Consider the following 8,425-nt stretch of genomic DNA (forward strand, 5'->3'; position numbering starts at 1 on the left):
CCCCAAAAACACCCCGGGGCGTGGGGGGGGGCGTATTCCCGCGCCCCCCACGGCCGGGAACGGCGAAAAGGCGCTCAGCAGCCGCCCGCCACCGCCGGAATGATCGAGACGCTCGCGCCGTCCTTGATCTCCGTGGCCAGACCCTCGGCGAACCGCACGTCGTCGTCGTTCACGTAGACGTTCACGAAACGGCGCAGCTTGCCGGTGTCGTCGAGGATGCGCGCGGCGATCCCGGCGTGGTTCTTCTCCAGGTCGGCGATGACGTCACCCAGGGTGGCGCCCTCGGCGGACACCTCGCTGGCACCACCGGTGTAGGTGCGCAGGATGGTCGGGATGCGGACGTTGGCGCTCATGGGGGTCTTCTCCTCGTTGCGGGGCGGGGGTGTACCGGGGAAGGACGGCGAGGGCCGGTGCCGGACGGGTCCGGGCCGGTCAGGCGGACGCCAGGCCGGCGTCGCGGAACGACGCCAGCGTCGGCCGGATCACAGCGGTCATGCCGGCCTCCGAGACGGCGTCCAGCGTCTTGAGGCCGTCTCCGGTGTTGATCGCGACGGTCTCCTTCGACGGGTCCAGCTGTCCCGTCTCGACCAGCTTCTTCAGCACGCCGACGGTCACCCCGCCCGCGGTCTCGGCGAAGACGCCCTCGGTCCGGGCCAGCAGCCGGATCGCCGCCACGACCTCCTCGTCCGTCACGTCCTCCACCGCGCCACCGGTACGCCGGGCGATGTCGAGCACGTACGGGCCGTCGGCCGGGTTGCCGATCGCCAGCGACTTGGCGATGGTGTCCGGCTTGACCGGCCGGATCACGTCGTGGCCGGCCTTGAACGCCGCCGACACCGGCGAGCAGCCCGCCGCCTGGGCGCCGAAGACCCGGTACGGCCGGTCCTCGACCAGGCCGAGCCTGATCAGCTCCTGCAGCCCCTTGTCGATCTTGGTCAGCTGCGACCCCGAGGCGATCGGGATCACGATCTGCTCCGGCAGCCGCCAGCCCAGCTGCTCGCAGATCTCGTACGCCAGCGTCTTGGAGCCCTCGCCGTAGTACGGCCGCAGGTTGACGTTGACGAAGCCCCAGCCCTCGCCGGCCGGGTCACCGATCAGCTCCGAGCAGAAGCGGTTCACGTCGTCGTAGTTGCCCTCGATGCCGACCAGCTCGCCGCCGTACACCCCGGCCATCACGACCTTGCCCTGCTCTAGGTCGTGCGGGATGAACACGCAGGACTTGAAGCCGGCCCGGGCCGCGGCCGCGCCCACCGCACCGGCCAGGTTGCCGGTCGACGAGCAGGACAGCGTGGTGTAGCCGAAGGCCCGCGCGGCCTCGATGGCACAGGCCACCACGCGGTCCTTGAAGGAGTGGGTCGGGTTGCCCGAGTCGTCCTTGATGTGCAGCTGGGCGGTGAACCCGAGCTCGCGGCCCAGGTTGTCGGCCTTCACCAGCGGGGTCCACCCCGGGTTCAGGTTCGGCTTGGAGGCGACGTCGGCCGGCACCGGCAGCAGCGGAGCGTACCGCCAGATCGACGCCGGACCGGCCTCGATGCGCTTGCGCAGTTCCTCCGCGCCCTCGCTGCCGAACTCGTAGGCGATCTCCAGCGGGCCGAAACACTCCACGCAGGCGAAGCTGGGGCCGAGCGGGAACCGGGTGCCGCACTCGCGACAGGACAGCGCGGCGGCGGGGCCGAGGTCAACGGTGACGGGTGCGGCGGTGTCGATAGCCATGATGGCGGAGGCCTCTCTCCTCATCTTCCCCGTGACGCGGGCGCGCCACAGGCCGGAATTGGCACCTGTCCCGCCGGCGCTGTTGACAACAGCCGCGCGAGAAGGTTGCCGGGACGTCAACGGGCCGTTCCCTCAGTCCCTCTGGATGAGCTCTGTGAAGTTGTGGTCATGCTCAGCGGAGACCCCGGCGTGCGAAGGTGCGACCGCTGTACGAAGACTGTATCCGAAGGCGTCAACCCCGAACGGGATCGTCCGCCACGCGAGATGACCCGTCCCATCCCACCTCGCCGAGGAGAGAACAGTGCCCGCCGAACCGATCCCCGCGCTCCTCCCCGAGACGGCGTCCTGGCTGCGCCGACGCTCGTGGAGCGCGGCCGACCGCCCGGTGGACGTCCTGCTGGCGGCCAAGCGCGCACTGGGCCCGGCCGGCACGGTCAGCGTCGTCCTCCCCGCCCTGGACGAGGAGGCCACGGTCGGCGACATCGTCCGCACCATCCGCCGCGAGCTGGTGGAACGGCTGCCGCTGGTCGACGAACTGGTCGTGGTCGACTCCGGCTCGGCCGACGCCACCGCCGCGGTCGCCGCCGAGGCCGGTGCCACCGTCGTCCACCGCGACACGATCCTCCCGCGGCTGCCCGCCGCCCCCGGCAAGGGCGAGGTGCTCTGGCGATCGCTGCTGGTCACCCGCGGTGAGATCGTCTGCTTCGTCGACGCCGACCTGCGCGCGTTCGATCCCGCCCTGGTCTCCGGCATCGTCGGCCCGCTGCTCACCGACCCGGACATCCACCTGGTCAAGGCCATGTACGACCGCCCGCTGGAGACCGACGGGGCGGTCGTCCCGGCCGGCGGCGGCCGGGTCACCGAACTGGTCGCCCGCCCCCTGCTCAACCTGCACTGGCCGGAACTCGCCGGTTTCGTCCAGCCGCTCGGCGGCGAGTACGCGGCCCGCCGTTCCCTGCTCGAACGCCTGCCCTTCCCGACCGGCTACGGCGTCGAACTCGGCCTGCTCGTCGACGCCCTGGAGACGGCCGGGCTGGACGCGCTCGCCCAGGTGGACGTCGGCGTCCGCCACCACCGGCACCAGGACGGCCAGGCGCTCGGCCGGATGGCCGCCACCATCTACCGCACCGCCCTGGAGCGGCTCGACCGCACCCACCGGCTCAAGGCCGCCGCCGACCTGGTCCACCCGCTGCTCACCCAGTTCACCCGCGACCCGGAGACCCGCGCCTTCACGGCCCACACCCACCCGGTCACCGCCACCGAGCGCCCGCCGATGCACACCGTCCCCGAATACGCCACCCGGCGCTGAGGGGTTTGCGACCCGGGACCCCCGGCAACCAACCAACCATGGGCGATCTCACGACCGAACGTTCGAATTCGACCGGCACTGCCCCCGTCCTGGTGGCGTCCAACCGGGGACCGGTGTCCTTCGGCACCGCGGACGACGGCACGCTGACCCTCCGCAGAGGCGGCGGCGGCCTGGTCTCAGGGCTCTCCGCCATCGACGACCCGGACGCCGTCTGGGTCTGCGCCGCCCTCTCCGACGCCGACCGCAGGGCCTCCCGGGAGGCCCCCGACGGACGCCTCGACCGGGCCGGCCACGACGTCGGCGGGCAGGCCGTCCGGATGCTGGACATAGACCCGGAGACCTTCGCCCGGGCCTACAACGGCGTCGCCAACTCGACGCTCTGGTTCATCCACCACCTGCTGTACGACACCCCGACCGCGCCCGCCTTCGACGCCGACTTCCGCACCGAGTGGCAGGCCTACACCGCGTACAACGCCGCCTTCGCCGGGGCCCTCGCCGCCGAGGCCGCACCCGGCGCCGCCGTCCTGGTCCAGGACTACCACCTCTCGCTGACCCCGGCGCTGCTCCGCGCCGCCCGCCCCGACCTGCGGATCGGCCACTTCTCGCACACCCCCTGGGCCCCGCCCGAGTACTTCCGGCTGCTGCCCGACGACATCGCCGAGACCGTCCTGACCGGCATCCTCGGCGCCGACCGGGCCGGGTTCCTCACCCGGCGCTGGGCGCTCGCGTTCGCCGACTGCTGCGAAGCCGTCCTCGGCGCCGCCGTCGACCGCGACGCCCTCACCGTCACCCACGAGGGCCGCACCACCCACCTCGGCGTGCACGGTCTCGGCGCCGACGCCGGCTTCCTGCGCGAGCGCGCCCACCGCCCGGACGTCGACGACCGCCTCGCCACCCTGCGCGCCGCCGTCGGCGACCGCCGGACCGTCGTCCGGGTCGACCGCACCGAGCTGAGCAAGAACATCGTCCGCGGCTTCCAGGCGTACCGGCACCTGCTGCGCACCCGTCCCGAGTGGCGCGACCGGGTGGTCCACATCGCCTTCGCCTACCCGTCCCGCACCGACCTCGCCGAGTACCGCGCCTACACGGCCCGGGTGCAGGCGCTGGCCGAGGAGATCAACGAGGAGTTCGCCACCCCCGGCTGGCAGCCGGTGATCCTGCACGTCGACGACGACTTCCCGCGCTCGCTGGCCGCGTACCGGATGGCCGACGTCGCCCTGGTCAACCCGATCCGGGACGGCATGAACCTGGTCGCCAAGGAGGTCCCGGTGGTCTCCGACGACGGCTGCGCCCTCGTCCTGTCCCGCGAGGCCGGTGCCCACGCCGAGCTCGGCGAGGACGCGCTCACCGTCAACCCGTACGACGTCGTCGCCACCGCCGAGGCCCTGCACGCCGGGCTCACCATGCCGGCCGGCGAGCGCGCCGACCGCACCAAGCGGCTCGTGGCCGCCGCGACCGCGCTCCCGCCCCAGCAGTGGTTCCTCGACCAGCTCAACGCCCTGCGCTGAGCTCCTCCCCCAGTGCCGCCAGCAGTTCCACCACGCCGGCCGGGCCCGGGACCACCAGGTCCGCCCGGTCGGCGAGTTCCCGCACCGGCGCGTCCCCCACCGCGCCGCTGCAGACCGTCACGCCGGCCAGGCCCTCCCCGCGCAGCTTCTCCACGGCCGCGAAGGCCGCGACGTCCCCCAGGTCGTCCCCCGCGTACAGCACGGACCGGGCGCCGCGCTCGCGCAGGAAGCCCTCCAGTGCCGCCCCCTTGTCCACCCCCGGCGGTCGCAGCTCAAGGACCAGCCGACCGGGCTCCACCACCAGGCCGTGCTCGGCCGCCAGTGCGCCGACCGGTTCCACCAGCCGCTCGAACGCGACGGCGGGCTCGGCCGTCCGCCGGGTGTGCACGGCCAGCGACCGGCCCTTGTCCTCCACCCACGTCCCGTCCGGCGCCCCGGCCGCCGCCAGGACGTCCGGCAGCGCCGCCCGGACCGCGGCCACCCCGGGGTGCACCGGCGGCGCGGTCAGCTCACCGGCCTCCCAGCGCTCCGCGCCGTAGTGCCCGAGCACCACCACCCCGCCGACCTCGGCGAAGCCCCCGTACTCCACCGCCAGCCCGGCCGGGCGCCCGGTCACCACCACGACCGCCCCGACGTGCGGCACCAGGCCGCGCAGGGCGTCCGCCGCGCCCGGGTGCGCCCGGGCACGGCTCGGGTCGGACACGATCGGTGCCAGCGTGCCGTCGAAGTCCAGGGCGACCACCGCCGCCCGCGGCTCTTCGAGCAACGCCGCCAGGCCCGCCCGTCCGTCGTCCGTCAGCGGTCGCGCAATCTCAGCAAGGCCCATGACAGGGACCGTACCCGGGCCGGACGGGGGTCATCCGTCGACGCGGCGGTCGGGCTCCCGGGTCGGGCGCCGGGGCGGCGCCCGCCTACCGTGCCGCGCGCCGGGCGTCCCGGACCCGCCGGAGCCGGTTCACCAGCACCGGCGCGTGCGCCAGTGCCTCCGGTCGGTCGAGCAACGCGTTCAGCAGCTGGTAGTACCGGGTGCTGGAGAGTCCCAGCTCCTCCCGGACGGCCCGTTCCTTGGCGCCGGCCGTCCGCCACGACCGGCCCTCCAGCTCCAGCACCGCCCGGTCCCGCTCGTCCAGCTCACCCGCGCCCATGCCGGCCAGCCTACTTGCGGAGCCTCGCGGCCTCCTTGACGGCCGTCTGCTGGAGGTCCTCCAGGACCGGCTTGGGGTCGGCGGTCGCGGCCGCCCCGATCCCGGCCTTGATCCGGTTGGAGACCTCCACCCAGGCCGGGTCGCCGAACGGGTAGAAGCTCGCGTTGCCCAGCCCGGCCGCGAACTGCTTCAGGGCCTCGTGCTTGGGGTCCTTGCTGATCGCGTCGAAGGCGTCCTGGGTGACCGGCAGCAGGTTGTAGGTCTCGTCGAACTTGAGCTGGTTGTCCTTCGCGTAGACGAAGGAGAGGAACTTGCGGATCTCGTTGCGGTGCCCGTTGGCCTTGAAGGCCATCATCCAGTCGGCCACCCCGAGGCTGCCGGTCTTCGCCAGGCCGTCCTTCTTCGGGATCGCCGTCGTGCCGAAGTCGATCTTCCCCTTGGCGGCCATCCGCAGCAGGGTCGGGTGCCCGTTCAGCATCGCGACCTTCCCGGCGGCGAAGTCGCTGAACACGGGGGTGCGGTTCATCTTGCCGGGTTCGGGGTAGGTCAGCCCGGTGGCGACCAGGTTGGTCCTGAGCCAGTTGAAGGTCGCCTGGTTCTGGGTGCTGTCGATGGTGTAGTTGCCGACGTCGTCGGAGAGGCTGCCGCCGCCGCTCAACGTCCACAGCATCGACTCGGCCGGGGCCTCCTCCGGTCCGAGCGGGAGCCCGTACGGCGTCACGCCCGGCACCTTGGCCTTGATCTTCTCGGCGGCCTGCTTGAGCTCGTTCCAGGTGGTCGGCGGCTTGTCGACGCCGGCCTTCTGGAAGATCGCCTTGTTGTAGAAGAGCACCCGGGAGGAGGAGACGAACGGAATGCCGTACTGCGTGCCGAGCACCTGCCCGGCGTGCGAGAACGACTCCATGATGTTCGCCTGGGTCTCCAGCGAGAGCACGTCCGAGGCGGTGTAGAGCCGGTCGGCGCCGGCCTGGTCGGCGAAGCCGCCGGTCTGCAGCAGGTCGGGCGACTTCCCGCTCTTGACCAGGTCGTCGACCTTCTTGCCGATGTCGGTCCAGCTCTCCACCTGGACGTCCACCTTGATGCCCGGGTTGGCGGTCTCGAAGCGCCGGGCGAGGTCGTCCCAGTACAGCTTGGAACTGGTCTCCGCGCTCTCGCCGTAGTCGGCCGCGACCAGCCGGAGGGTGATCGGGCCGTCGTCCTTGCCGCCGCAGCCGGTGAGCACCAGTGCTCCGGCCAGTGCGATGCCGGACAACCGGGTGGGGACCTTGGCGCGCCTGTCCAACGCGGGTACCGCCTTCGAGGGGGAGTCTTGCGGGAGCGACGAACCGGATCGGGGGGATCCGGCCGGGGGGAGGCGGCAAGGGTGCCAAACAGGCCACTCAGTGGTCCACACCTGTGGCCGGTCCGCGCCGGGTAGTTATCGAAGTGCGGAGGTCGTTGCACGATGCGCAATGAAATTCGGCCGTCCGACCCGCCGGACCCGGCCTCAAGGGATCCGGTCCGGTTCGTGCAAAGCGCCGCACACCGCATACTTCTGCGACAAAGCTCACCCCGCTGGACCAGACCAATCCGACAACTGGACTAGACCTCTCCGACCCACCCAAGGGAAACTGTCCTCCGTGAAGCACGTCATCGCACTCGATGTAGGCGGCACCGGCATGAAAGCCGCGTTGCTCGCCCAGGACGGCTCCGTGCTGTTCGAAGCACGACGCCCGACCGGGCGGGAACACGGCACGGACGCCGTGGTCGCCGCCATCCTCGACTTCGCCGCCGACCTGGCGGACGAAGGCCGCAGCCGCTTCGGCGTCGCCCCCGTGGCGGCGGGAGTCGCCGTCCCCGGGACGATCGACGAGAAGAACGGCATCGCGGTCTTCTCCGCCAACCTCGGCTGGCGCGACCTTCCGCTGCGCAAGCTGCTGGGAGAGCGCCTGGCCGCGGCGGACGGCGGCGCCATGCCGGTCGCCCTCGGCCACGACGTGCGCTCCGGGGGTCTCGCCGAGGGCCGGCTCGGCGCCGGCCGGGGCGTCGAACGCTTCCTCTTCATCGCCCTCGGCACCGGTATCGCCGGCGCCATCGGCATCCGGGGACGGATCGAGGCCGGAGCCCACGGCTACGGCGGCGAGATCGGCCACGTGGTGGTCCGGCCCGGCGGTCCCCAGTGCGGCTGCGGCGCCCGCGGCTGTCTGGAGACCCTCGCCTCCGCCTCCGCCGTCTCCCGCGCCTGGGCCGAGGCCGTGGGCGACCCCGACGCCGACGCGGCATCCTGCGCCGTCGCGGTGGACGCCGGGGACGCCCGCGCGGTCGCGGTCTGGCAGCGCGCCGTCGAGGCCCTGGCCGACGGCATCGTGCTGGCCCAGAGCCTGCTCGACCCGTCCACGGTGATCGTCGGCGGCGGGCTCGCCGAAGCCGGGGACACCCTCTTCACCCCGCTGCGTGCCGCGGTCACCGAGCGTCTGACCTTCCAGATGCCCCCCGAGGTCGTACCGGCCATGCTCAAAGACACCGCCGCGTCCCTGGGCGCGGGCCTGCTCGCCTGGGATCTGCTCTCGATGGAGGTGACCGCGTGACCGCGCGGAATCAATCTGCGGCCCTGCCGCGGCGAACCGCACTGGCCGGCGCCCGGCTGGTCCTGCCCGGCGGCATCGTCGAGGGCGACCGTCTCGCCGTCGAGGGCACCCGGATCGCCGGTCTCGGCGGCGCCACCACGGCCGGTGACCTCGACCTGACCGGGTACACCGTCGTCCCCGGCT

At 72.7% G+C, this 8,425-nt stretch carries 8 protein-coding genes, 1 pseudogene and 1 riboswitch; of the genes and pseudogenes, 4 read left to right on the top strand and 5 right to left on the bottom strand.

Annotated elements, in window-relative coordinates:
* Positions 1-74 precede the first annotated feature (74 nt).
* Positions 75-353 carry a ubiquitin-like small modifier protein 1 gene (locus tag ACFWOG_RS37200; RefSeq protein WP_329877155.1) on the bottom strand — a complete coding sequence of 93 codons (279 nt, stop codon included), beginning with the start codon at positions 351-353 and terminating at the stop codon, positions 75-77.
* A gap of 79 nt (positions 354-432) precedes the next feature.
* On the bottom strand, positions 433-1,713 hold the full coding sequence (gene thrC / locus ACFWOG_RS37205) for a threonine synthase (protein WP_329877157.1): 1,281 nt from the start codon (positions 1,711-1,713) through the stop codon (positions 433-435).
* A gap of 17 nt (positions 1,714-1,730) precedes the next feature.
* Positions 1,731-1,865: riboswitch (SAM riboswitch) on the bottom strand.
* A 149-nt stretch (positions 1,866-2,014) separates the two neighbouring features.
* Between thrC and ACFWOG_RS37210 the strand changes: the two genes are divergently transcribed.
* Together ACFWOG_RS37210 and ACFWOG_RS37215 are read left to right on the top strand one after the other, a co-directional pair.
* On the top strand, positions 2,015-3,022 hold the full coding sequence (locus tag ACFWOG_RS37210; protein WP_329948401.1) for a glucosyl-3-phosphoglycerate synthase: 1,008 nt from the start codon (positions 2,015-2,017) through the stop codon (positions 3,020-3,022).
* Between the two features lie 38 nt (positions 3,023-3,060).
* Positions 3,061-4,530, top strand: a complete 1,470-nt coding sequence (locus ACFWOG_RS37215) for a trehalose-6-phosphate synthase (RefSeq protein WP_329877161.1) — start codon at positions 3,061-3,063, stop codon at positions 4,528-4,530.
* Here ACFWOG_RS37215 and otsB read toward each other — a convergent pair.
* From otsB to ACFWOG_RS37230, 3 genes are all read right to left on the bottom strand, one after another.
* The gene (otsB, locus tag ACFWOG_RS37220; RefSeq protein WP_329877163.1) at positions 4,514-5,356 is read right to left on the bottom strand and encodes a trehalose-phosphatase; all 843 of its coding nucleotides are present in this window, start codon (positions 5,354-5,356) and stop codon (positions 4,514-4,516) included. The genes ACFWOG_RS37215 and otsB overlap by 17 nt on opposite strands.
* Positions 5,357-5,441: 85 nt before the next feature.
* A complete protein-coding gene (locus tag ACFWOG_RS37225) occupies positions 5,442-5,675 on the bottom strand; it encodes a DUF3263 domain-containing protein (protein WP_327679814.1) in 234 nt (77 codons plus the stop codon).
* Between the two features lie 10 nt (positions 5,676-5,685).
* Positions 5,686-6,927, bottom strand: coding sequence for an extracellular solute-binding protein (locus ACFWOG_RS37230; RefSeq protein WP_329877167.1), 1,242 nt, complete (start codon positions 6,925-6,927; stop codon positions 5,686-5,688).
* A gap of 367 nt (positions 6,928-7,294) precedes the next feature.
* Between ACFWOG_RS37230 and ACFWOG_RS37235 the strand changes: the two genes are divergently transcribed.
* Complete coding sequence (locus ACFWOG_RS37235) at positions 7,295-8,242, top strand: ROK family protein (protein ID WP_329877169.1); 948 nt, start codon at positions 7,295-7,297, stop codon at positions 8,240-8,242.
* Positions 8,239-8,425 (top strand): annotated as a pseudogene (locus ACFWOG_RS37240) (N-acetylglucosamine-6-phosphate deacetylase); the annotation flags it as partial. The gene ACFWOG_RS37235 and the pseudogene ACFWOG_RS37240, both read left to right, overlap by 4 nt.

The sequence above is a fragment of the Kitasatospora sp. NPDC058406 genome (assembly GCF_042722765.1).
GTDB lineage: Bacteria > Actinomycetota > Actinomycetes > Streptomycetales > Streptomycetaceae > Kitasatospora.